This is a genomic window from Pseudonocardia sp. P1 (assembly GCF_000178675.2).
In the GTDB taxonomy this organism is placed as follows: domain Bacteria; phylum Actinomycetota; class Actinomycetes; order Mycobacteriales; family Pseudonocardiaceae; genus Pseudonocardia.
This window is the reverse complement of record NZ_ADUJ02000001.1, coordinates 3049831-3073497: the sequence shown is the minus strand read 5'-3', so window position 1 is coordinate 3073497 and position 23667 is coordinate 3049831. Positions and strand designations below refer to the sequence as shown.

The window sequence follows — 23667 nt, the reverse complement described above, 5'->3', positions numbered from 1 at the left end:
CCGATTGATCCCCGCTGTGAGAGGGAACCTCCACATGTCCGACGAGACCGCCGCCAAAGCCGACACCGCCGTCCTGAAGCATTCGGGTGGCGAGTTCGAGATGGCGGTGCACACCCCGACGGAGGGGTCGCAGGCCGTCGACGTCAGCAAGTTGCTCGGCAAGACCGGCCTGGTCACCTTCGACCCCGGCTTCACCAGCACGGCCGCCTGTTCGTCCGCGATCACCTACATCGACGGCGACGCAGGCATTCTCCGCTACCGCGGTTATCCGATCGACCAGCTGGCCGGGAACTCCACGTTCCTCGAGGTCAGCTACCTGCTCATCTACGGCGAGCTGCCCACCCAGCAGCAGCTCGACGGCTTCACCAACCGGATCAGCCGGCACACGCTGCTGCACGAGGACCTGAAGCGGTTCTTCGAGGGCTTCCCGCGTGACGCGCACCCGATGCCGGTGCTGTCGTCCGCGGTCAGCGCGCTGTCGACCTTCTACCAGGACAGCCTGGACCCGCACGACGAGGAGGCCGTCGAGCTCTCCACCGTCCGGCTCATGGCGAAGGTCTTCACGATTGCCGCCTACGCCTACAAGAAGTCGGTGGGCCAGCCGTTCCTCTACCCGGACAACTCGCTGGGCCTGGTCGAGAACTTCCTGCGGATGACCTTCGGGTTCCCGGCGGAGCCGTACGAGGTCGACCCCGACGTCGCGCGCGCCCTGGACACCCTGCTGATCCTGCACGCCGACCACGAGCAGAACTGCTCGACGTCGACGGTGCGTCTCGTCGGGTCCAGCCAGGCCAACCTGTTCGCCTCGATCTCCGCAGGCGTGAACGCGCTGTTCGGCCCGCTGCACGGCGGCGCCAACCAGGCCGTGCTGGAGATGCTGACCCGCATCAAGGACGTCGAGGGCGGCAACGTCGACGACTTCGTGAACCGGGTGAAGAACAAGGAGCAGGGCGCGAAGCTGATGGGCTTCGGGCACCGGGTCTACAAGAACTACGACCCCCGCGCGAAGATCGTCAAGGAGCAGGCCGAGACGATCCTGAAGAAGCTCGGCGTCAACGACCCGCTGCTCGACATCGCGATGACGCTCGAGGAGAAGGCGCTGGCCGACGACTACTTCGTCGAGCGCAAGCTCTACCCGAACGTCGACTTCTACACCGGTGTCATCTACCGGGCGATGGGCTTCCCGGTGAAGATGTTCACCGTGCTGTTCGCACTCGGCCGGCTCCCGGGCTGGATCGCGCACTGGCGCGAGATGATGAACGACCCGCAGAACAAGATCGGCCGCCCGCGCCAGCTGTACACCGGCTCGGCGGAACGGCTCTACGTGCCGGTGGGGCAGCGCTGAACCCCACCTGACCGCGCCTGCGACGGCCCCGCCGGAGAACCCCGGCGGGGCCGTCGTCGTTCGCCGGGCGGGCGCGCGGCCCCGCGGCTAGCGTCGTGCCCCATGGCCTCCAGCACTGCCGTCGTGTGGTTCCGCCGCGATCTCCGGGTCGCCGACCAGCCGACCTTCCTGGCCGCCGCGGACGCCGCCGACCGGGCACTGGCGCTGTTCGTGCTGGACCCGGCGCTCCTCGACCCGTCGGGCGCGGCCCGCCGGAACTTCCTGTACGGCTGCCTGCGGGAGCTCGACTCCGCGCTCGGCGGACGGCTGCTGGTGGTGAAGGGCGACCCGGCCGACGTCGTCCCGCGGGTGGCGACGGCCGTCGGTGCGGACACCGTGCACGTCGCCGCCGACTACGGCCCGTACGGCCGGGAGCGCGACGAGCAGGTCGAGAAGGCCCTCACCGACGCCGGCGCCGAGCTCGTCCGCACCGGGTCCCCCTACGCCGTCGCGCCGGGCCGGGTGACCAAGGGCGACGGCGACCCGTTCAAGGTGTTCACCCCGTTCAGCCGGGCCTGGGCCGAGCACGGCTGGCGAGCCCCCGCCGAGACGTCCGCGTCGACCTGCACCTGGATGGACCCGTCCGGCAAGGGCGGCGGGCCACGCGCGGTGCAGGTCCCCGCCGACGAGCCCTGCGACTCCGCGCTGCCCGACGCGGGGGAGACCGCGGCGGCGGCGCGGTGGGCGGACTTCCTCGACGAGGGCGTCGCGGAGTACGAGTCGCAGCGCGACATGCCGGCGAAGAAGGGCACGTCGGGGATGTCGCCGTACCTCAAGTACGGCTGCGTGCACCCGCGCACGCTGCTCGCCGACCTCGGGTCGCGCCGGGGCGACTCGGTCAAGGCCTACCGCACCGAGATCGCCTGGCGGGAGTTCTACGCCGACGTGCTGTACCGGCGTCCGGACTCCGCGCGGCGCAACTACGACACCGGCTTCGACCACCTCCCGCTGCGCACCGACGAGGCGGCCTACGACGACCTCGAACGCTGGAAGGACGGGCGCACCGGCTTCCCGATCGTCGACGCCGGGATGCGCCAGCTCCGTGCCGAGGCGTGGATGCACAACCGGGTGCGGATGGTCGTCGCGTCGTTCCTGGTCAAGGACCTGCACCTGCCGTGGTGGTGGGGCGCGCGGCACTTCATGCAGCTCCTGGTCGACGGCGACCTCGCCTCCAACCAGCACGGCTGGCAGTGGACGGCCGGGTCGGGCACCGACGCGGCGCCGTATTTCCGGATCTTCAACCCGATCACCCAGGGGGAGCGGTTCGATCCCGACGGCGACTACGTGCGCCGGTGGGTCCCGGAGCTCGCCGACGTGCCGGGCAAGGCCGTGCACCAGCCCTGGAAGCTGAAGGACGGCCTCCCGGACGGCTATCCCGAGCGGATGGTCGAGCACAAGGCGGAGCGCGAGGAGGCCCTGGCCCGCTACGAAGCAGTGAAGGCGGCGAAGCGCTCGTGAGTGGTCGAGTCGGTCAGGACCGCGACAACCACTCACGAGCGCGTCAGCGCCTCCCGCCAGCTCACCCGGGAACCGGTCCGCAGGATCGAGTTGCGGTAGACGCGGGCGGCGAGCCGCACCATCCCGGCCAGTGCGGCGAGGGCCAGGGCCAGCGCGACCAGCACCTCCCACCACGCCGCGACGCCGAGCGCGACCCGGGCGGGCATCAGGGTCTGGGAGAAGAACGGCACGAACGACAGCACCGTCGTCAGCGGGTTGCGCGGGTCGGTCGGCAGGATCGCGACGGCCAGCAGGAACGGCACGAGCAGCGGGACCGCGAGCGGTGCGGTGACCGACTGCAGCTCCTCCTGGCGGGACACCAGCGCACCGGCGGCCGCGTAGAGCGTCGCGAACAGGAAGAACCCGACCAGGTACCAGACGACGACCGATGCGAGCGTCCCGAGCAGCAGCGCCGGTACCGCCAGCACGCCGGTGGCGAGCGCGACCGTCGTCCCGATCGTGCCGAGGACGAGCAGCTGGAGCAGCCCGACCAGGCCGAGCCCGAGGATCTTGCCGGCCAGCAGCTGCCGCGGCCGGATCGTCGACAGCAGCAGCTCCACCACCCGGCTCGACTTCTCCTCGACGACCCCCTGCGAGACGGCGGCGCCGTAGGCGGTGACGGAGAAGAACAGCAGGAACGTCACGGCGAACGCGATCCCCACGCGCTGGCCGCGTTCGGTGTCGGGCGGCACCAGTGTGCGGACCCCGACCCCGGACAGGGCGGTGACCTGCTCCGGATCGACCCCGGCCGTGCGCAGGGCGCCGTTCACGGTCTCCTGCTCGACGACGTCGGTGACGAGCGTGCGCAGCCCCGGTGGGACGTCGTCGAGCCCGACGAGCTGGTACACGCCGGGACCACCGGTGAGGAGCGCGTCCGCCTCGCCGGAGCGGACCATCGACTCGGCGGTCTGCCGGTTGCCGGCCTCGGTGAGGGTCAGGCCGGCGCCCGTCCGGTCCGCGGTGGCCTGCAGGGCCGGGCGCAGCTCCCGCGAGGCCGGGTCCAGCACCAGCGAGGACGTCGACGACTGCGACCCGACGAACGCGAAGACCGCGCCGTACCCGCCGAAGACGACGATCATCAGCAGCAGCCCGATCAGGAACGTCCGGGACCGGACCTGGGTGCTGATCTCCCGCCGGGCGACGAGCGCGACGATCCCCGCGGTGCCGGTCACGACGCCGTCCCGGAGCCGGGCGTGGACGGCCGGTCGGCGACGGCGTCGCGGTACAGCTCGGTCAGCGGCGGCCGGTACGGCCCGAAGGCGCGGACCGGACCGGCGGCGAGCGCCTCGGCGAGCAGCTTCTGGTCGTCGGCGCCGGGTTCCAGCTCGACCCGCGTGCGGTCGCCGTCGGTGCCCAGCACCCGGACCCCGGGCAGCGCGTCGGCCCAGCCCGCGGGCGGCCCGGTGACGTCGTAGCGCGGGGCGGTGCCCTCGCGCAGCTGCCCGACCGAGCCGACGGCGGCCATCCGGCCCTCGGAGATGATGCCGACCCGGTCGCAGAGCCGTTCCACCAGTTCTAGCTGGTGTGACGAGAAGATGACCGGGATCCCGGCGGCGGCCTGCTCGCGCAGGACCTCGCTCATCGTGTCGACGGCGGCGGGATCGAGTCCGGAGAACGGCTCGTCGAGCACGAGGGCGTCCGGGGCGTGCACCAGCGCGGCGCAGAGCTGCACCCGCTGCTGGTTGCCGAGCGACAGCTTCTGCACCTCCTCGCCCCGCCGTGCGGCCAGCCCGACCCGCCCGGTCCACAGCTCGACCGCCGCGACGGCGGCCGCACGGGACATGCCGTGCAGCCGGGCCAGGTAGACGAGCTGCTCGGCGACCCGCATCTTCGGGTAGAGCCCGCGCTCCTCGGGCATGTACCCGATCCGGCGGCGGACGGCCGCGTCCATCGGTGAGCCCCGCCACGACACGGTTCCGGCGTCGGGCTCCAGGACGCCGAGGACGATGCGCATCGTCGTCGTCTTGCCGGCGCCGTTGCCGCCGACGAAGCCGAACAGCTCGCCCGGCCGGACCTCGAACGTCACGCCGTCCAGGGCCGTCACGGTGCCGAACCGCTTGGCGAGCCCCTCGATCGCCAGCACCCGCAGGACGCTACACGGACCCCGTGCCGCGCACCGCGAAGCGACGCTCGCGTGGGGTGGCAACGGATCATTGCGCTCTGTACGCTCCGTTGACTGCAATAGCGCGGAGATTGTGTCGATCGTGTAACGAAAATGCGTCTCCGGTTGCGGGAGCATTGTGCGAATGGGGGGTGTACCGAAATGACATCGGTCCCGGCCAACCCAGGCCAGCAGGGGGCGGAGGACGAGGTCGAGCCATCGGTCCTGCGCAGGGCGGTCGCCGCGTCGGCGATCGGTAATGCGACGGAATGGTTCGACTACGGCATCTACGCGTACCTGACGGTCGAGCTCACGAACGCGTTCTTCCCGGGCGAACTGGGCTATCTCGGAACGCTGCTCGGCTTCGCGATCTCGTTCATCCTGCGACCGCTCGGCGGCTTCGTGTGGGGCCCGCTGGGCGACCGGATCGGCAGGCAGCGCGTCCTGTCGATGACGATCATCCTGATGGGTATCGCGACGTTCCTGATCGGCGTCATCCCGTCGTACGAGACGATCGGCTGGGCGGCCCCGGCGCTGCTGTTCCTGCTGCGCATCGTCCAGGGCTTCTCCACCGGCGGTGAGTACGGCGGCGCGGCCACCTTCATGGCGGAGTACGCCCCGGACAAGAAGCGCGGCTTCTGGGGCAGCTTCCTGGAGTTCGGCACGCTGGCCGGCTTCACGCTGGCCGTGCTGGTCGTGTTCGGCCTCGAGACCGCCATCGGCGAGCAGGCCATGCTCGACTACGGCTGGCGGATCCCGTTCATGATCGCGCTCCCACTGGCGATGATCGGTCTCTACATCCGGACCAAGCTCGAGGACACCCCGGTGTTCCGGGAGCTCGAGGAGGCCGGCGAGTCCGAGTCGGCGGCGACCGGGGCGCTGAAGGATCTCATCGTCCGCTACTGGCAGCCGATCCTCGCGCTGTTCGGCCTGGTCATCGCGCTGAACGTCATCAACTACACGCTGCTGACGTACATGCCGACCTACCTGCAGACCACGATCGGGATGGACTCGGCGAGCGCCGACACCCTGGCCGTCGTCGGGCAGGCGATCATGATGCTGCTGATCCCGTTCGCGGGTGCCCTGTCCGACCGGATCGGGCGCAAACCGTGCTGGGGGATATCCCTGGTCGGCATCTTCGTCCTCGCCATCCCGATGTACATGCTGATGGCGCAGGGCCTGGCCTGGGCGATCGTCGGGTTCACCGTGCTCGGCCTGATCTACCTGCTGCAGCTGGGGACGATCTCGGCGACCTTCCCGGCGATGTTCCCGACGCACGTCCGGTTCGCCGGGATGGCCATCTCCTACAACGTCGCGACGGCCGCGTTCGGCGGTACCGCGCCGCTGGTCAACGAGAGCGTGGTCGAGGCGACCGGCGACGTGCTGTTCCCGGCGTACTACATGATGGGCGCCTGCCTGATCGGCATGATCGCCCTGTACTTCGTCATCGAGACGAAGGGCGTGTCGATCAAGGGCCGGGACGTCCCCGGTCTCGCCGAGCAGCAGGCGAAGCTGGCGGGGAAGGGCAGCTCCTGACCCGTCCCGCACGACTCACCGGGCCCGTCTCCGCAGTTCGGAGGCGGGCCCGTCGTCGTGTCAGCTCCGCGCGGCCCAGCCGAGCGGCAGCGCGGTGAGCCCGTCGGCGGACGAGATCCACGACCAGGCCCAGCACACGGCGCCGCCCTCGGCGGTGACCCGGACCCGCCGGTACTCCGGGCCCTCGTAGGCGTCGAGCGACGGCAGCGCCGCGACCGGGTCGGCGAGCTCGACGACGTAGCCCGGGACACCGGGGCCACCGTCCAGGGTGAGCGCCGGGTACCCGTGCCCGGTGTCGGAGACCGAGCCCGACGGCAGGAACCCGGGCTGCGGCAGGACCTCCGGCGCGGCGTGCTCCCGGATCAGCGGCCAGGCGCGCTGCCCGGGCATCAGGGACCCGTAGACGAACACCCGCGCCGGCCAGCCGTCCGGGTGCGGGACGCCGTCGACGGTCGCCGCGTCCAGCCCGTCGTCGCCGGGGGTGCCGGACAGCGTCCGGGCGGCGTCCTGGCCGAGCGACGAGCACCGCACCGGGGCCCCGTCCACCAGCAGCGGACGCCGGTCGGTGCGCTCGTCCCCGGTGGGCGCGACGGGTGCGACGTAGGCGTACGGACGGTCCAGCGTGCCGTCACCGTCACCGTCGACGAGGACGACGCCGCCGGTCGCGACCCGGGCGAGCCGGTACCGCGGCGGGTCGGCCGACCGCCCCTCGACGACGTCGAGCGCGGTGAACTGCTCCGGAGCCGCCAGCCAGACGGCGTGTTCCTCGACGACACCCGGGACCGCGGCGAGCGTGGCCGGGCGCTGGTCGTCGACCACCCGGTACCCGGCCGACCAGACCGCGGCCAGGCCCTCCGTCCGCACCCGCAGGACGACGACCGGCCCGGCCAGCCCGCGCTCGGCGCGCGTCCAGGAGATCTTCGACGGGTTCGCGTTCGAGCCGTAGGCGAGGACCGGCACCCGCCCCGCGCACGGCGGCGCGCCCCGGCCGGCCAGCCACTCGTCGAGGCACCGGTCCTCGACCCGCCACCCCGACGGGCACGCAGGGTCCGCCGTGAGCGGGAACGAACCCCCCTGGTCGTGGACGTACGACGCGTCGGGCCGGGTGCCCGGGTACGGGTCCGCGGGGAACGCGGAGTCCGGCCACGGGGGTGAAGTGTCCGGTTCCATGCGGAGGGACCGTAGATCAACAGAGGTGCCGGTGTCGCGCCGGCGCAGTTCGCACGGGTCCGCGCTCCTCGCACGGGATCGGTTCTGCTGCGAGCGACGGGTTCCCGTGCGAGGTGCAGGACGGAGCCGGGACGGAGCAGGGGGTCACCCGGGTGCGGTGACTCCCTCCGGTACGGCGATCCCGTAGCCCCGGATCTTGCGGTAGATCGTCGCCCGGCTCATCCCGAGCCGCCGGGCCGCCTCGGCCTTGTTCCCGTCGGCATCGAGCAGCGCGTCGACGATGGCGTCGCACTCGATCGACTCCAGCGGCGTCAGCACCCGGCGGGTCAGTGCCCGCGCCTCCGGCGGGAGGTCCTCGATCCGGATCGTCCCGGTCCGCCGGCGCGCCACGACCTTGCGCAGCACCTGGTAGAGCTGCTCGACGTTGCCCGGCCAGCGGTTGCGCATCAGGACCCGCAGCGCCTCCGGCGAGCAGCTCAGGTCGCTGCCGCGGGTCAGCCGGGCCAGCAGGTACGGCACCAGCTCGGCGACGTCCTCGACGTGGTGACGCAGCGGCGGCACCTCGATCGTGCGGGGGAAGGCCCGCAGCAGCGCGGTCAGCTCGGGGCTCTCCGAGACGCCGTCCGCGCCCGGCCCGCGGGTGGCCACCACCCACGGGCGCTCGTGGCAGGTCGACTCCCGCTGCGGTTCCAGGAGGTCGGTCAGCGCCGTCGCCGCGGCCGGCGGCAGCTTGTCGATGTCGCGGAGCACCAGGGTCCCGCTGCGGCCCGCCAGCTCGTCGGACACCTCGGCGAGCCAGCGCGGGGAGCAGTCGGCGGCGTCGAGGACGCGCACGTGCCCGGCGGGGGAGTGCAGGTGGTGGGTGGCCCGGGCGAGCGTCGTCCGGCCGGAGCCTGGCTCGCCCTGCAGCACGACCCACTCGTTGGTGCGGAAGTGCCGGTCCACGGCCTGCGCACACTTGGTCCACAGCGCCCCGGCCCCGACGGCGGTGGGCAGCGCGGTGGTGATGGTCGGTGTCCCCGGCGTCCGTGACGAGGTCTCCCGGTGGGTCAGCGTCACCTGGAGCACCCCGCCGGCCGATCCCGGTTCGGCCCAGCTCGGCCGGCACTGCACCCGGGCGGTCACGCCGCTGGGGAGGTCCACCACCAGCTGCCGGGAGCGTCCGGTGCGCAGGGCGTCGGTGGCGTCGGCGAGCAGCGGCACCTGGTCGCCGGGGGCGATGAGCTCCCGGGCCCGGTCGTTCATCATCACCAGGTCGTCGCCGACGGCGAGCACCGGTGAGTTCCCGGCGCGCTGCACCGCGACGAGGTAGTCGTGCAGCAGGGTCAGCTCGTGCCGTCCGGAGGCGGCGAGCAGCGCCTCCTCGATCCGCCGGGCGGTGGTGGACGCGGTGGCCATCATCAGGGCGTTCGCCTCCCGCCGCCAGCAGGTCAGGTCGACCACACCGAGGATCTTGCCGGTGATCGGGTGCCGGATCGGCGCACCCGCGCAGGCCAGGTCCTCCAGGTGCTCCACGAAGTGCTCGTGCCCGAACACCGCGGTCGGACGGCGCCCCTCGAGCGCCGTCCCGATGCCGTTCGTGCCGACGTGCCGTTCGGCGTAGGAGAAACCGGGCGCCAGCCACACCCGGTCGAGGTGCTGGCCCAGCGCGGAGTCCCCGGTCCGCCGGTCGAGCACGACGCCGTCGGAGTCGCAGAGGATGAGGCTGACCGGCTCGGTGGTGAACTGGTCGCACAGCTCGGTCACGATCGGCCGGGCCGCCCTGGTCAGGGGGCTGTCCGTCTCGCGGTCGAGCTCCGGCAGGTCGATGGCGTCGTACGGCACGGCCATGTCCCGCGACCGGATCCACGAGGCGAGGATCGGCGGCCGGACGACGTCGGCGCCGACGTCGTCGCTGTGCAGGAAGGCGTCGCGCGCGGCCGCGATGCGCTCCGCCGCGGTCGTCGACGTCGCCGACGCGGCCAGGAGATCGTTCATCGGGTCGTCCGCGGGGCGCCGTGGGCCCGGTGGACCGGCGGTTCCGGTACCGCCCCGCACGCCGTCGGGCAGGGATGTCACGCGTGGCCTCCTCGCCGTGCGTCGAGATCGGGAACCACACCCGTCGTCCGGTGCCTGAGCAGCGGTGACCTGCTCCGGACGATCGTGTGACGGCGACGGTACGCGCCGTGAGAGGAAGATCACCAGACGTGGCGGCGCGGCAGCGTCTCATATTGAGACCTCTGTCGCCGTACGGACCCGGTGTGATTCGCAGCACGGGACGACCGGCGATGAGCCGCGGGATCCACTCGCGAACCTCCGGCCGGCGCTCCCGCGACCGATCTCCACCCGGGGCACCCGCGCTCGCCCCGAGGTCCGGCGGTCGGGCGAGGTGGACCGCACGGCACGCACTCTCCCCGCTCGGCGGGGACCCGCGGAGGACGTGTGACGGCGGCCCACCGGACGACGCGCGACCAGCACGGACCGAATCCGACCACCACCCACCACTGTGAGGAGACGACGTGAGTCGGCAGAGCTTGGCGAAGGCGCACCAGAAGATCCAGGAGCTCTCCTGGGAGCCGCAGTACCACGAGCCGTACATGAAGTACGGAACCGACTACACCTTCAAGAAGGCGCAGAAGAAGGACCCGCTGAAGCAGGTCCTGCGCTCGTACTTCCCGATGGAGGAGGAGAAGGACCACCGCGTCTACGGTGCCCAGGACGGCGCCATCCGCGGCAACATGTTCCGGCAGGTGCAGGAGCGCTGGCTGGAGTGGCAGAAGCTCTTCCTGTCGATCATCCCGTTGCCGGAGATCTCGGCGGCGCGCTCGATGCCGATGCTGTTCCACGTGGTTCCGAACCCGGAGCTGCACAACGGCCAGGCGATCCAGATGATCGACGAGGTTCGGCACAGCACGATCCAGCAGAACCTCAAGCGCCTGTACATGAACAACTACATCGACCCGGCGGGCTTCAACAACTCGCTGCGGAACTTCCAGTCGGACTACTGCGGCACCATCGGCCGCCAGTTCGCCGAGGGGTTCATCACCGGTGACGCGATCACCGCGGCGTCGATCTACCTGACCATCGTCGCGGAGACGGCGTTCACGAACACGCTGTTCGTGGCGATGCCGGCAGAAGCCGCGGCGAACGGCGACTACCTGTTGCCGACGGTCTTCCACTCGGTGCAGTCCGACGAGTCCCGGCACATCTCGAACGGCTACGCCACGCTGCTGATGGCGCTGTCGGACGAGGACAACCGCCAGCTGCTCGAGCGGGACCTGCGCTACGCGTGGTGGAACAACCACCGCGTCGTCGACGCCGCGATCGGCACCTTCATCGAGTACGGCACGAAGGACCGCCGCAAGGACCGCGAGTCCTACGCGGAGATGTGGCGCCGCTGGATCTACGACGACTACTACCGCTCGTACCTCCTGCCGCTCGAGAAGTACGGCCTCGTCATCCCGCACGACCTGGTCGAGGAGTCCTGGAACCAGATCTGGAACAAGGGCTACGTCCACGAGGTCGCGCAGTTCTTCGCCACCGGCTGGTGCGCCAACTACTGGCGGATCGACGGCATGACCGACGAGGACTTCGAGTGGTTCGAGTACAAGTACCCGGGCTGGTACGACCGCTACGGCAAGTGGTGGGAGAACTACAACCGCCTCGCCAAGCCGAACGGTCACCACGCGATCGTCGCCGAGGACGTCGACTACGTGTACCCGCACCGCTGCTGGACCTGCATGGTCCCGTGCCTGGTGCGTGAGGACATGGTCGTCGACAAGGTGGACGGCCAGTGGCGCACGTACTGCCACGAGGTCTGCCGCTGGACCGACGCGGAGGCGTTCCGCCCGGTCTACCAGGGCCGCGAGACCCCGAACATGGGCAAGCTCGTCGGTCACCGGGAGTGGGAGACGCTGTACCACGGGTGGAACTGGGCCGACGTGGTCCAGGACATGGGCTTCGTCCGCGACGACGGGAAGACCCTGACCGCCCAGCCGCACCTGGACCTGGATCCGAAGAAGATGTGGACCCTGGACCACATGCGGCGGATGCCGCACCTGGCGAGCCCGAACGTGATCCTCAACGAGATGAGCGACTCGGAGCGCGAGGCCTTCGCGGCGGACTACAACCGCCAGGGCCCCGCGGGCCGGCCCGCGCCCACCGACGCCTGAGCGCGGGTCAGGCGAGGGGGGAGGGCTCCCGTCACGCCATGACGGGGCCCTCTTCCCGCGGCCCGGCCGGGAGGTCGTCTTCCCGGCCGGGTCACCCCGCCCGTCCTGCCCGGGCACCGGGGACCCGTGTGTCCCTATCTGTCCGATTCGTCGCTTTTACCACGTCGGTCGTGCGGCGGTCCCGCTCCGCGGGACCGCCAGAGAGGTGATGTGAAGACCGTGGGTGACAAACACGTCGTGCGGTTCGAACCGGTCGGCATCGAGATCGAGGTCGACGAGGACCAGACCATCCTCCGGGCGGCCGCCGAGCAGGGCGTCCAGCTCATGCACGGCTGCAAGGAGGGGCAGTGCTCCGCCTGCAAGTCGTTCGTCCTCGAGGGCGAGGACATCGAGTACGACAGCTACTCGACGTTCGCGCTCCCCGACTACGAGAAGGAGGAGGGCTCCACCCTGCTCTGCCGGGCGCACGCGTACGAGGACCTGGTGATCGAGCTCCTCAACTACGACGAGGAGATCATCCGGTCCGGCCTGCCGCTCACGAAGGGCACCGTGGAGGTCGTCTCGATCGAGCCGGTCACCCACGACATGCGCCACCTCACGGTGAAGCTGGTGGAGCCCGCCGAGATCAAGTTCTTCCCCGGCCAGTACATGGACTTCGTCGTGCCCGGCACGGAGGAGACCCGCTCGTTCTCGATGGCGAACGTCCCCAACCGGGACGGCCTGCTCGAGTTCGTCGTCAAGATCTACCCGGACGGCCTGTTCTCCGAGTACCTCGACACGCAGCTCCAGGTGGGCGACACGCTCGAGGTCGAGGCCCCGTTCGGGACGTTCACCCTGCGGCAGAACCGCAACTCCCCGCTGATCTTCGTCGGCGGCGGGGCCGGCATGGCGCCGGTGCTGGGGCTGCTGCGGGCGATGGCGGAGGGAGGGGTCGAGCGGCGCGCCACCTTCTACTACGGCGCGCGGACGGTGCGTGACCTGTGCTTCGAGAAGGAGCTCGCCGCGCTGTCGCCCCAGCTCACCGACTTCCGTTTCGTACCAGCGCTGTCCGAGCCGGAGGACGCCGGCAGCGCGGAGTGGGACGGGGAGACCGGACTCATCACCGACGTGGTCCGGAAACACGAGGCCGACCTGAAGGGAGTCGATGCCTACGTCTGCGGACCGCCGCCGATGGTCGACGCGGCGATCGCGACGCTCACCCAGCTGGGCGTGAGCGAGCAGAACATCTTCTACGACAGGTTCACCACCACCGGTGAGCAGGAAGGCGACGGATCCTGATGACGACACAGCCGGAGACGCGCAGCGTTCCCAAGCCCGTCTTCACCGACGCGGAGGCCGGGGCGCGGGAGTTCCCGGACTCGAGCTCGAGCGCGCGCCACTACAACTACTACAACCCCGCCAAGCGCAAGCAGACCCTGTACGAGGACACCACCGTCGAGGTCCAGCCGGACCCGCGGCACTACCTCGCCCAGGGCTGGATCTACGGGTTCGCCAACGGTGAGGGCGGCTACCCGCTGCACTGGACCAAGCTGAAGGCCTGGGGCGTCGACGAGCCCGAGCCGCAGCGCGGGATCGGGACCGGCGGCCTGCACGTCAAGAACTGGCCGGCCCACGGCTGGCACGAGTTCCGGGATCCGAACGAGGAATGGGAGCAGTCCCTCTACCGGTACAACGCGAACGTCGTCCGCCAGCTCACCCAGAACATCGACAACGCCCGCAACGCGAAGGCGTTCGAGCTCTGGAACCCGAACTGGGCCCGGTTCGTCGAGCGCAACGTCGGCGCCTGGATGCACATCGAGCACGTACTCGGCCTGTACGTCTTCGCGTCCAACGAGCGGTCCGCGCCGACCAACATGCACAACACGGCGCTGGCCGCCAACTCCACCCGCAAGATCCGGTTCGCCCAGGACCTCGCGCTCTACAACCTGACCCTCTCCGAGGAGATCGACGGTTTCGACGGCTCCGCACACCTCGACGCGTGGGACAACGCGCCGGAGTGGCAGGGCGCCCGCAAGCTGACCGAGGCGCTCACCGCGGTGCAGGACGACTGGGGCGAGGCGATCTTCGCGACCAACTGCGTCTTCGAGCCGCTGGTCGGGGAGCTGTTCCGGTCGAACCTCGTGATGCAGTCCGCGGCCACCAACGGCGACTTCGTCACGCCGACCGTCATGGGTGCCGGCGAGTACGACTACGCCCAGCGCGACCTGCGCTGGACGGTCGCCTGCTTCGCACCGCTGAACCAGGACCGCGAGTTCGCCGAGCACAACCGCGGACTCATGAGCGGATGGCTGCGGACGTACGTCCCGCAGGCGCTGGAGGCCGCACGGACGATGCAGCCGATGTGGTCCCAGTCCGACTCGAAGCCGCCGACGTTCGAGGACTCCCTCGACCGGGCGAAGAACCGCTTCGCCGGGATCTGCGCCGATCTCGGTCTCGACGTCCCCGAGGAGCTGAAGCAGTGACCAGCACCGACAGCCCGTTCAAGCAGGACAGCACCGCCTCGAACATGTGCGGCTTCACGCTGATGAACAACCAGATCGGCTCGGTGATCGCGACCGTCCTGGACCGTCAGGACAACGTGACCGTGCAGCACCTGCCCTCGATGATCCGCGTCGACGGCAAGGGCAAGTTCGAGGTCGACTACGCCGAGATGGACGAGGAGGCCGGCCACGAGGACGGCTGGTTCGACGCGGCCGAGTTCGAGGAGAACATGTCGACCCACTACGGGCGCATGGTCCACCTCGACGACAAGACGATCATGTTCGCCAATCCCGAGGACGCCGCCGAGTACATCGACTTCGACCTGAAGCCCGTGTACTGACGCCCGGCCGTTCGTCCACCACGACGCCGTACCGCCCGGGGCTGATGGCGCAGCGACCCGGTGCGGGCCCCACCACACACCCGAGCCGGCTCGGGCGGTGCGGCGCCGCTCACGTTGATCCGCACCCGCGCACTGGACCAACTTTTCTCCGGGAGGACTCCCACCATGGCCAAGGAACTCCGCTTCGGTGCCGAGGGCCGGCACCTGCTGCAGGCCGGCGTCGACCAGCTCGCCGAAGCCGTCAAGAGCACGCTCGGTCCCAAGGGACGCAACGTCATCCTGGAGAAGATCACGGGCTCGCCCGAGGTCACGAACGACGGCGTGACCATCGCCCGCGAGATCCACCTGCGCGACCCGTTCGAGAACATGGGCGCCCAGCTGCTCAAGGAAGCGGCGGTGAAGACCAACGACACCGTCGGCGACGGCACGACGACCGCGACCGTCATCGCGCAGGCCATGGTCCGCGAGGGCATGGGCGCGATCGAGCGCGGCGGCAACCCCGTCCTGGTCAAGCGGGGCATCGACCTCGCCGTCGGGGCACTGGTGGAGCGGCTGCAGGCCGTCTCGCACCCGGTGAGCTCCGAGGAGGAGTACGCCCGCGTCGCCGCCATCTCCGCCAACGACGACTGGTCGATCGGCAACGTCGTCGCGCGGGCGCTCCACACCGTCGGCGACGACGGCGTGGTGACCGTCGACGACGCCCCGATCCCGGGCGTCACGGTCTCGTTCGTCGAGGACTTCGAGTTCGACAACGGGTACGTGTCGCCCTACATGGTGACCAACCCCGGCACCCTCGAGGCGATCGTCGACGACCCCTACATCCTCTTCTCCGCGGAGAAGATCAAGGACGTCCAGCAGATCATGCCGGTGCTGGACCGGATCATGCGCAACGAGCGCCGGCCGCTGGTCGTCGTCGCCGAGACGGTCGAGGGCACCGCACTCCAGATGCTGGTGCACAACCACGTCAACGGGCACTTCCAGGCCGTCGCGATCAAGGCGCCCGGGTTCGGGGAGAAGCGCATCCACCTGCTCGAGGACATGGCCTCGCTGTGCGGGGGCAAGGTGCACTCCAAGAGCTCGTCGTTCTCGCTGGAGCAGATCGACATCGAGCACCTCGGCCGCGCCTCGCAGGTGCGGGTGACCAGTGAGAGCACCACCTTCATCGGCGGGAAGGGCGACCGGGGCGCGCTGGAGAACCGGCTGGCCCAGCTCCGTGCCGAGCTCGCCAGGGCCACCATCGGCACCGACGAGGACTTCTTCTCCGACCGGATCGCCCGGCTCTCCGGCAAGGCCGCCATCATCTCGGTGGGCGCTCCGACGAACGCCGAGACCCGCGAGATCCGGCACCGCGTCGACGACTCGCTGCAGGCCACCCGGGCCGCGGTCGCCGAGGGCATCGTCGCGGGCGGCGGTGCGGCACTGCTGCACGCCGAGCCGGCGCTCGACGCCCTCGACGTCACCGGGGACTACCGGCTCGGCGTCGAGATCGTCCGGCACGCGCTGTCCGAGCCGGTGCACCTCATCGCGTCCAACGCCGGCTACGACGGCGACGACGTCGTCAAGCAGGTCACCGCGATGGCCTCCGACGACGGGTTCGACGCGCTGGAGGGCCGCTTCGGGAACATGGTCGAGCTGGGGATCATCGACCCGCTCCGGGTGGTCCGCTCCGCCCTGCAGAACGGGGCGTCGGTGGCCGGCCTGATCCTCACCACCAACTCGCTGGTGGCCGAGGAACAGACGCCGTGGAACAAGGCGCTCATGACGGAGTTCGGCCAGCTGGACGAGGGCATCCCGCAGCCCGACCCGGACTCGAGCACACCGCAGTCGATGGGCCTCGGACCGTCGGTGGGCTGACCCCGGCGTACGACGACGGCGATCCGGACCCGGGTCGCGGGTCCGGATCGAAGGCCCGGCACGCCCTGCGCGTGCCGGGCCGGTTCGCGAGAGTGGAGGGATGGTCGAGGTGGACCGGTGGTGCGCGGGTACGGACGTCCCGTCCGTGGTGGACGCCCAGGTCCACGGCTGGGACGGCCGCCCCCACAACCAGGCCGGTCCGGCCGGGGAACAGTTCGTCGCCGACCTGCACCACCGGCACCGGATGGTCGACCCCTCGCCGTCGCCGCTCTCGGCCGACGCGTTCGGCCTGGTCACGCCGGACGCGCTGGCCGCACACGTGCTGTCGGCCGTCGACCGCGCCGTCCTGGTCCCGGCCACGTTCGACGACCTGTTCGTGCTCGGCTTCGCGGCACCCGGGTGGCACGCCGAGCTGGCCGAGGAACATCCCGGACGGCTGGTGCTCGCCGGGGAGCTCGACCCGGCCGACCGGGCTCGGGCCCGTGGGATCGGTGCCCAGGTGACCCGGGGCGGGATGCGGGCGCTGACCGTGCTGCCCTCGCGCCGCCCGGAGACGGCGGTGTCGCTGCGGGCGTCGTGGCTGCGGCGGACGTTGATCCGCGCCGAACAGGCGGGCGCCGGGGTGGTGCACGTCGGCGTCGCACCGACGGCGCGGCCGCCGGCCGCGGCACCGGGCTGGGCGTACGCCGGCGTGGTCGACGCCGGTGACGCCACCCCGCGGCCGCGGTGGCCCAGCTGGGCCGAGCCCGTCCGTGCCGGCTCCGCGCTCCCGGTGCGGGCACGCACCGCGGGCCCCCTCCCGGCCGGCGGGATCGAGCTCGCCGAGGTGCGGGAGCTCGCCGCCGCCCTGCCCCGGGTGCGGTTCGTGCTCGGGGCGACGATCGCGCCGACCGCGGCGCTGGTCCGGCTGGCCCGGCTGCCGAACGTGCACGTCCTGCTCACCGAGGTGCTGGTCGGGCTGCGCCGCGACCCGGTCCCCGCCGCGGAGGCGCTGGGGGAGCTGCTGGCCGCCTACGGCCCGGACCGGCTGATGTTCGGCAGCGGCTACCCCCTGGTGCGGCCGGCCCGGCTGATCCGGGACCTCATGACGTTCCGCTACCCGGAGCCGCTGCGGGGCCGCTACCCCGAGCTCGACGACGACGTCCGCGAGGCCGTCCTCGGTGGCACCGCGGCCCGGCTCTACGGCCTGGACCTGCCGCACGCGCCGCGCACCGTGCGGCGCGGGGCGCCGCGCCAGGGCTCCCGCTGAGAGCGTCCGCGACGCGATCGCGACGACAATGGGCCGATGGTCGAGGTCCGTCAGCTGCAGTACTTCCTCGCCGTCGCCGACCGGCTCAGCGTCACCGACGCGGCCCGCGAGCTGCAGATGGCGCAGGCCGCCCTGAGCCAGGCCGTCACCAAGCTGGAGCGCCGGCTCGGCGTCGCCCTGTTCGATCGGAGCAGACGACGGCTGCGGCTCACCGCCGCCGGGGCCGCGCTGGTCCCGGAGGCCCGGCTGATCGTGGGCCGCACCCGGGAGCTGGGCGCGGTCGTCGCGGGCGGGTCGACGCGGACGCCGCTGCGGATCGGCTGCATCCCGTCCGCGGTGTCGGGCCTGCTCCCGGATGTCCTGCCGGGGTTCCTCGCCGGCCACCCCGAGGTGCTCCCGCTGGTGCACGAGATGGGGCAGCGGGCGCAGGTCGAGGCGCTGCGGGCGGGCGCCGTCGACGTCGGGGTGTGCCGGATGCTCGTCTCCGGGGACGGCATCGAGGTCGTCCGGCTCGCGGACGAGCCCCTGACCTGCCTGCTGCCCGTCTCGCACCCGCTCGCCGACGCCGGCCCGGTCGACCTCGCCGACCTGGCGGGCGAGTCGTTCGTCCGCTTCCCGCGCGACCACGCGCCCGTCGCGCACGACACCATCGTCGCCGCCTGTGTGCGGGCCGGTTTCTCGCCGCGGGTCACCCAGGAGGCCGTCAACGACCAGTCGGTGCTCGGCGTCGTCGCCTCGGGGCTCGCGGTGGCGATCGTGCCGCGCGCGACGACCCGGCTGCGGATGGCCGGGGTCGTCGCGCGCCCGCTGAGCGACCCGCTCGCCGTCACCCCGCTGTCGGTGCTGGTCGGACCGGTCAGCGCGCCTGCGGGCCGGGCGCTGCGGGACGAGCTGCTGCGCCTGCGGGGCTGAACCGGCCCGGATCCATCCGGGCGACGTCGAACGCCGTCCCGCCCTCGAGGACCAGGTCCGCGGCGACCCGCCCGAACACCGGCGCCATCTTGAACCCGTGGCCCGAGAACCCGGCCAGCACGGTGAGGTTCGGGGCACCCGGTGCCGGGCCGACCAGTGCCGTCCGGTCGGCCGTGTAGCCGTCCATGTAGACGCCGTGCCGGATCGGATCCGGGTGCAGACCGGGCAGCAGCTGCCGCACCGCCTCGGTGACGGGTGCCAGCGCGGGCTCGGGCAGGTCCCGGGTGAGCGCGCGCGGGTCGGCCAGCGGGTCCCAGACGTCGGCGACGCCGGCCTTGACCGAGACGCCGTCCATCACCGGGCAACCGAACAGGTGATGGCCGCCGGTGTCGCGGATGAAGGCCGGGAACACCTCGGGCAGGTAGTCCTGCACCCGGACCGGTGCGAACCAGGTGAGCACGACCGGCTTCGGGGTCACCGCTGCACAGGGGACGAGCTCGCGCACCCACGGCCCCGTGGTGACGACGGCGCGGCGCACCCGCCAGGTCCGCTCGGCGGTCACGACGGTGACGCCGGCGTCGTCGGGCTCGACCGCCAGCACCGCCGTCCGCTCCAGGAGCCGGGCGCCGGACGCGCGGGCCCGCTCGAGCGCCGTGACCACGGCCAGCTCGGGGCGCAGCATCCCGCCCGCGGCGTCGAGGATCCCGATCTCACCGTCGGCCGGCGCGTGCTGCGGGAACCGGGCGGTGAGCTCGTCCGGGCCGAGGATCTCGTGCTCCAGGCCGTGCTCGTCGACCGAGGCCCGCACGTTGCGCATCGGGTCGATGTCCGGCAGGCCGACCGACAGGCATCCGGTCGGGGTGAACAGCGGGCGCCCGGAGCTCTCCGTGAGCTCGATCCACATGTCCCGGGCCCGGCGCAGCAGCGGGACGTACTCCGGGCCCTCGTGGTAGGCCGCGCGGAACAGGCGGGACTCGCCGCCCGCGGCCCCGCGGTCGTGCGCGAGGCCGTACTGCTCGAAGCCGAGCACGTCCGCGCCGGACTCGGCCAGCTGCCAGGCGGCCATCGAGCCCATCGCTCCGAGGCCGATGACGGCGACGTCGGCGTCGGGCAGGGGATGGTCGTTCATGAGGTCCTCTCTCCGGGGCGGTCGGGTGTGCCGGACCGGGCGCGGGTCCAGCCGAGCAGGAACGGCAGGGCGAGGGCGACGAGTCCTGCCGCGGTCCAGCCGCCCGCGACCGCCCACCCGAGACCCGCGAGCACCAGCAGCGGCGTCACCGCGATGCTCGCCGTCTCCAGCGGTGCGACGGGCAGGTACGCGAGTCCGAACTCCTCCAGGGTGCGGCTGTCGAGATCGGGGTCGACCATCCGCAGCAGCGCGACCGACGTCGCGACGGCGCCGGTGGCCCAGCCCCAGGTGAACAGCGACTTCTCGAACCAGGCGCCGTGCATGACCTTCGGGGCGACCCAGCGGAACATCGCCAGGTTGAGTGCGAGCGCGGCGACGAACAGCAGGGTCAGCGGCAGCCAGTAGTCGGCGACCAGGCTGGGCGTGATCGAGGCGATGCCGCAGACGATGAGCAGGTCCGTGGCGAGACCGGAGATGCTCTTCAGGCTGCGCTGGTCGCAGTACTGCCAGGCCGGCGTCCGGCGGGCGACCGTCTTGACCAGCAGCCCGGCGAGGAAGGCGAGGACGAACACCGGCGCCGCGAACGACGGGACCAGCAGCCCGATCCCCTCGGCCACGCCGTAGCCGAGGACCGTCACCGCCGCGATCAGGCAGACCTGCAGGCCGAGCGGCTCGATCGACGACGGCGAGGTCGTCCCGATCCCGGTCGGCTCCCGGTCCGGTGCCGGCACCAGGCCGGTGCGCAGCGCCGCGGGAAGCTGGTCGAACCGGCCGATCCGGTCGGTGTGCCCGCGCCGGGCACCCCAGTTCGCGATCGCGATCCCGCCGACCACGCCGGCGAGCATCCCGACGGTCGCCGACGTGAAGGCGAGCGACGCCGCGCCCTCCCACCCGGCGTCGGCGAACACCGAGCCGACAGCGGCGGCCGACCCGAAGCCGCCCGCCCAGCCGGCGAACAGCAGCAGGCCGAACCCGTCCGGGGTGCCGAACACCGGCACGAACAGCACGTAGGCCAGCACCATGCCCAGCCCGACCTGGAGCGCGTACATCGCGAACGAGAAGGCGGAGAACGCCGCGGTCGACCGGCCGAAGCCGCGCGAGTGCGGGTCGTCGCCCAGGCCGAGACAGGCGAAGACGACGGCGATGAGCACCGAGGCGTAGGTCCCGAGCTGGTCGGAGAACGGCAGGACCCCGAGCACCTGCGGACCGAGCAGCAGCCCCAGGAATCCCGCGACGACGCTCGCCGGGAGCATCAGCCGCTGGGCCGGGACCACCCACCGCCGGACGAGCGTGCCGACGAGCAGCAGCCCGCCGATCAGGCCGGCGTCGACCACCAGCGACCAGGGTCCGAACTCCATGCGCACCTCCTCGGTTGTCCTGCACGTTCGTAGCAACGCGGCAGTGGCACCCGGAAGGGCTGCGCCATACGGACGCGCGAGGACGTCCTACGTGCCGGTGAACGGTCGTCCGCCGATCGCCCACCGCGGACGGAGTCAGGCTCGCCTGTATGCAGGTGAGGCAAGGCTGGCTAACATTCCGCCGGAACGATCACGGAGGTGCTGGTCATGGAGTTCTCACGGCGGCAGGTGCTGCTGGGTTCGCTGGCGGCGGCGGGCGGTGTGCTGCTGTCCGGGTGCGGTGGTGGTGAGTCCGGTGGGGGCAGCGGCGGCGCGGCCGACGGCGAGGGCTTCCCGATGACGATCGAGCACAAGTTCGGCTCGACGACGATCGAGCGCGCCCCGCAGCGGGTCGTGAGCATCGGCTACTCCGACCACGACGCGATCCTGGCGCTCGGGGTGCCGGTCGTCGGCGTCCGCTACTGGTACGGCGACGAGAACACCGCCGTGCAGCCGTGGGCGACGGCCGCGGCGCAGCAGACCGGCTCGCAGCCCCAGATCCTGAACATGCCGACCCTGGAGCCGGAGAAGATCGCGGCGCTGCAGCCGGATCTGATCATCGGCATCTACTCCGACCTGGACCAGCAGAACTACGCCACGATCAGCGCGATCGCACCGACCGTGGGCCCGCCGGCCGGCTTCAACGACTACGGCGTCCCCTGGCAGGACGCGACCCGGTTCACCGGGCGCGCGCTCGGCCGGGAGGCGCAGGCCGACCAGCTGGTCGCCGACCTCGACGCGCGGTTCGCGCAGGTCCGCGACGCGAACCCGCAGTGGGCGGGCAAGCAGGCGGCGGTCGCGACCCGCGGCGCCGACAACTTCAGCATCTTCGCCTCGCAGGACCCGCGGTCGCGGTTCTTCGGCAACCTCGGGTTCGTCACCCCGCCGCGCTTCGACGAGATCGCCGGGACCAACTTCTACGCCGACCTGAGCTTCGAGCAGGCGACCGAGCTGGACCACGACCTGCTCGTCTGGGACCAGCTGTCCTTCACCCCCGGCGGGAAGGCCACGGTCGAGAACGACCAGCTGGTCTCCCGGCTGCCGGTGACCCGCGAGCAGCGCAGCATCTTCCTCGAGGGCGCGGTGGAGAACGCCTTCGGCTGGCAGACCGTGCTGAGCCTGCCCGCCGCGCTCGACGGCATCGTCCCGATGGTGGAGCAGGCGCTGCCCAGGACCTGACCGGGGACTGACAGGGTGGGGCGTGCCCCGCTCGTTGTCCTCCCCGCCGTTCCTGCTGCTCCTCGGTGCCACTGCGCTCGGTTTCGGCGGCTACGCGCTGCTGCTGCCGGTGGTGCCGCTGTGGGTGGCGCGCGGCGGGTCGGGCGAGTTCGGCGCCGGGCTGACGACCGGGGTGCTGATGGCGGTCACCGTCGGCACCCAGCTCCTCGTGCCCGCGATGCTGCGGAGGGTCGGGCACCGCCCGGTGCTCGTGGTGGGATCGCTGCTGCTCGGGCTGCCCACGCCGCTGCTCGCACTCACCGCGGACCTCGCGCCGGTGCTGGCGGTCTCGGCCGTGCGCGGTGTCGGGTTCGGGATGGCGACGGTGGCGGGCAGCGCCCTGGTCGCCGAGCTGGTCGAGCCGTCGGCGCACGGGCGGGCGTCGGCCCGGTACGGCTACGCGGTCGGCCTCCCGCAGCTGGCGCTGCTGCCCGCCGGGGTGGCCGTCGTCGACGCGATCGGGTTCACGGGGGTGTTCGTCGCCGCGGGGCTGGCCCCGGTCGGCGGGGCGCTGGTGATCGCGTTCGTGCGCGGTCCGGCCGTCGCGGGACGCGCTCGGACGGGGCCGGGCGCCGGGGGAGACCGTCGGACCGGATCGGGTCCGGGCGGCGCGGGACACGCTCCGGAGGTGCCGGGGCCGGGCGTCGCGGGATACACACGTCGGTCGCCGTTCGCCGGCGCCACCGGCCACCCCCGTGACGGCCGCCGCCGGCTCCCGGCCGCACCGGTCCTGGCGATGCTGGTGTGCTCGACCGCCCAGGGCGGCGTGATCACGTTCGCCCCGCTCGCCGCTCCCGGGTCGGGCCTCGCGGTGCCGGCCGCGCTGTTCGCCACCGCGCTCGGCGCGCTGGTCGGGCGGGGTGTCGCCGGTGCGCGCACCGACCGCAGCGGACGACCGGGGGCGTTGCTGCCGATCGGGACGCTCGTCGCCGCGGCCGGGATGACCGGCGTGCTGGCCGCTCCGGTCGGTGCGGCGTTCCTGGTGGTGGGCGCGGCCGCGGTCGGTGCGGGGTTCGGCCTGGTGCAGAACGACGCGATGGTCACCCTCTTCGCCGCCGCGGGCCCGCTGCACTACGGAGCCGCGAGCGCCGCCTGGAACATCGCCTACGACGCCGGGACCGGCCTCGGCGCCTCCGGCCTCGGCGCGATCGCCGAACCCTTCGGCTTCGCCGCCGCCTTCGGCGCCGCAGCCGCGGCCCTGCTGATCGCCACCCCCCTCGTGCGCCACCGCCACCGGGCCCCCTGACC

Annotated in this window: 18 protein-coding genes; 12 read left to right on the top strand and 6 right to left on the bottom strand. The window is 72.0% G+C overall.

The features are described 5' to 3' along the window. Window positions 1-34 precede the first annotated feature (34 nt). Together PP1_RS13870 and PP1_RS13865 are read left to right on the top strand one after the other, a co-directional pair. Window positions 35-1345 (top strand): citrate synthase, encoded by a 1311-nt coding sequence (locus PP1_RS13870; RefSeq protein WP_010242512.1) that lies wholly within the window; start codon window positions 35-37, stop codon window positions 1343-1345. Between the two features lie 102 nt (window positions 1346-1447). Next, window positions 1448-2842 carry a cryptochrome/photolyase family protein gene (locus PP1_RS13865; protein WP_010242510.1) on the top strand — a complete coding sequence of 465 codons (1395 nt, stop codon included), beginning with the start codon at window positions 1448-1450 and terminating at the stop codon, window positions 2840-2842. Between the two features lie 32 nt (window positions 2843-2874). Here the strand turns inward: PP1_RS13865 and PP1_RS13860 are convergent, their stop codons facing one another. Further along, window positions 2875-4053 (bottom strand): ABC transporter permease, encoded by a 1179-nt coding sequence (locus PP1_RS13860; protein WP_010242508.1) that lies wholly within the window; start codon window positions 4051-4053, stop codon window positions 2875-2877. After that, window positions 4050-4964 carry an ABC transporter ATP-binding protein gene (locus PP1_RS13855; RefSeq protein ID WP_010242506.1) on the bottom strand — a complete coding sequence of 305 codons (915 nt, stop codon included), beginning with the start codon at window positions 4962-4964 and terminating at the stop codon, window positions 4050-4052. Before PP1_RS13855 ends, PP1_RS13860 begins: the two co-directional genes overlap by 4 nt. Window positions 4965-5144: 180 nt before the next feature. Here PP1_RS13855 and PP1_RS13850 point away from each other — a divergent pair, with 180 nt between their 5' ends. Then, on the top strand, window positions 5145-6518 hold the full coding sequence (locus PP1_RS13850) for an MFS transporter (RefSeq protein WP_010242504.1): 1374 nt from the start codon (window positions 5145-5147) through the stop codon (window positions 6516-6518). A 60-nt stretch (window positions 6519-6578) separates the two neighbouring features. Here the strand turns inward: PP1_RS13850 and PP1_RS13845 are convergent, their stop codons facing one another. Both PP1_RS13845 and PP1_RS13840 read right to left on the bottom strand, forming a co-directional pair. Beyond that, window positions 6579-7688, bottom strand: coding sequence for a gamma-glutamylcyclotransferase family protein (locus PP1_RS13845; protein WP_010242502.1), 1110 nt, complete (start codon window positions 7686-7688; stop codon window positions 6579-6581). A 144-nt stretch (window positions 7689-7832) separates the two neighbouring features. Beyond that, window positions 7833-9665, bottom strand: coding sequence for a sigma-54-dependent Fis family transcriptional regulator (locus tag PP1_RS13840; RefSeq protein WP_010242500.1), 1833 nt, complete (start codon window positions 9663-9665; stop codon window positions 7833-7835). Between the two features lie 536 nt (window positions 9666-10201). Between PP1_RS13840 and PP1_RS13835 the strand changes: the two genes are divergently transcribed. The 7 genes from PP1_RS13835 (at window position 10202) to PP1_RS13805 (ending at window position 18675) form a co-directional block, all read left to right on the top strand. After that, window positions 10202-11839, top strand: coding sequence for a methane monooxygenase (locus PP1_RS13835; protein ID WP_010242498.1), 1638 nt, complete (start codon window positions 10202-10204; stop codon window positions 11837-11839). 219 nt (window positions 11840-12058) lie between these two features. After that, complete coding sequence (locus tag PP1_RS13830; RefSeq protein WP_029240048.1) at window positions 12059-13117, top strand: FAD-binding oxidoreductase; 1059 nt, start codon at window positions 12059-12061, stop codon at window positions 13115-13117. Continuing rightward, on the top strand, window positions 13117-14301 hold the full coding sequence (locus PP1_RS13825) for a toluene hydroxylase (RefSeq protein WP_010242494.1): 1185 nt from the start codon (window positions 13117-13119) through the stop codon (window positions 14299-14301). The genes PP1_RS13830 and PP1_RS13825 overlap by 1 nt, the downstream gene beginning before the upstream one ends. Continuing rightward, entirely contained in the window at window positions 14298-14660 is a 363-nt protein-coding gene (mimD, locus tag PP1_RS13820; RefSeq protein WP_010242492.1) for a propane 2-monooxygenase effector subunit MimD, read from the top strand. The genes PP1_RS13825 and mimD overlap by 4 nt, the downstream gene beginning before the upstream one ends. 165 nt (window positions 14661-14825) lie before the next feature. Beyond that, window positions 14826-16514 (top strand): chaperonin GroEL, encoded by a 1689-nt coding sequence (groL, locus tag PP1_RS13815; protein WP_010242490.1) that lies wholly within the window; start codon window positions 14826-14828, stop codon window positions 16512-16514. Window positions 16515-16614: 100 nt separating this feature from the next. Then, complete coding sequence (locus PP1_RS13810; RefSeq protein WP_075313942.1) at window positions 16615-17763, top strand: amidohydrolase family protein; 1149 nt, start codon at window positions 16615-16617, stop codon at window positions 17761-17763. Between the two features lie 36 nt (window positions 17764-17799). Then, window positions 17800-18675 carry a LysR family transcriptional regulator gene (locus tag PP1_RS13805; protein ID WP_010231766.1) on the top strand — a complete coding sequence of 292 codons (876 nt, stop codon included), beginning with the start codon at window positions 17800-17802 and terminating at the stop codon, window positions 18673-18675. On the opposite strand, the gene solA is transcribed toward PP1_RS13805, so the two are convergent. Further along, complete coding sequence (gene solA, locus PP1_RS13800) at window positions 18620-19804, bottom strand: N-methyl-L-tryptophan oxidase (protein WP_010231764.1); 1185 nt, start codon at window positions 19802-19804, stop codon at window positions 18620-18622. The genes PP1_RS13805 and solA overlap by 56 nt on opposite strands. Then, complete coding sequence (locus PP1_RS13795; RefSeq protein WP_010231761.1) at window positions 19801-21162, bottom strand: sodium/glutamate symporter; 1362 nt, start codon at window positions 21160-21162, stop codon at window positions 19801-19803. Before PP1_RS13795 ends, solA begins: the two co-directional genes overlap by 4 nt. A gap of 207 nt (window positions 21163-21369) precedes the next feature. Between PP1_RS13795 and PP1_RS13790 the strand changes: the two genes are divergently transcribed. Then, window positions 21370-22380, top strand: coding sequence for an iron-siderophore ABC transporter substrate-binding protein (locus PP1_RS13790; protein WP_033199743.1), 1011 nt, complete (start codon window positions 21370-21372; stop codon window positions 22378-22380). A 22-nt stretch (window positions 22381-22402) separates the two neighbouring features. Next, window positions 22403-23665 (top strand): MFS transporter, encoded by a 1263-nt coding sequence (locus PP1_RS13785; RefSeq protein WP_010231756.1) that lies wholly within the window; start codon window positions 22403-22405, stop codon window positions 23663-23665. Window positions 23666-23667 lie beyond the last annotated feature (2 nt).

What these genes read in the sequence shown, in the direction of transcription:
- PP1_RS13870 (WP_010242512.1), top strand. Translation starts at nt 35, where the DNA reads ATGTCCGACGAGACCGCCGCCAAAGCCGACACCGCCGTCCTGAAGCAT.
- groL (WP_010242490.1), top strand. Translation starts at nt 14,826, where the DNA reads ATGGCCAAGGAACTCCGCTTCGGTGCCGAGGGCCGGCACCTGCTGCAG.
- PP1_RS13845 (WP_010242502.1), bottom strand. Translation starts at nt 7,688, where the DNA reads ATGGAACCGGACACTTCACCCCCGTGGCCGGACTCCGCGTTCCCCGCG.
- PP1_RS13790 (WP_033199743.1), top strand. Translation starts at nt 21,370, where the DNA reads ATGGAGTTCTCACGGCGGCAGGTGCTGCTGGGTTCGCTGGCGGCGGCG.
- PP1_RS13825 (WP_010242494.1), top strand. Translation starts at nt 13,117, where the DNA reads ATGACGACACAGCCGGAGACGCGCAGCGTTCCCAAGCCCGTCTTCACC.
- PP1_RS13810 (WP_075313942.1), top strand. Translation starts at nt 16,615, where the DNA reads ATGGTCGAGGTGGACCGGTGGTGCGCGGGTACGGACGTCCCGTCCGTG.
- PP1_RS13795 (WP_010231761.1), bottom strand. Translation starts at nt 21,162, where the DNA reads ATGGAGTTCGGACCCTGGTCGCTGGTGGTCGACGCCGGCCTGATCGGC.
- solA (WP_010231764.1), bottom strand. Translation starts at nt 19,804, where the DNA reads ATGAACGACCATCCCCTGCCCGACGCCGACGTCGCCGTCATCGGCCTC.
- PP1_RS13805 (WP_010231766.1), top strand. Translation starts at nt 17,800, where the DNA reads ATGGTCGAGGTCCGTCAGCTGCAGTACTTCCTCGCCGTCGCCGACCGG.
- PP1_RS13840 (WP_010242500.1), bottom strand. Translation starts at nt 9,665, where the DNA reads ATGAACGATCTCCTGGCCGCGTCGGCGACGTCGACGACCGCGGCGGAG.
- PP1_RS13850 (WP_010242504.1), top strand. Translation starts at nt 5,145, where the DNA reads ATGACATCGGTCCCGGCCAACCCAGGCCAGCAGGGGGCGGAGGACGAG.
- PP1_RS13865 (WP_010242510.1), top strand. Translation starts at nt 1,448, where the DNA reads ATGGCCTCCAGCACTGCCGTCGTGTGGTTCCGCCGCGATCTCCGGGTC.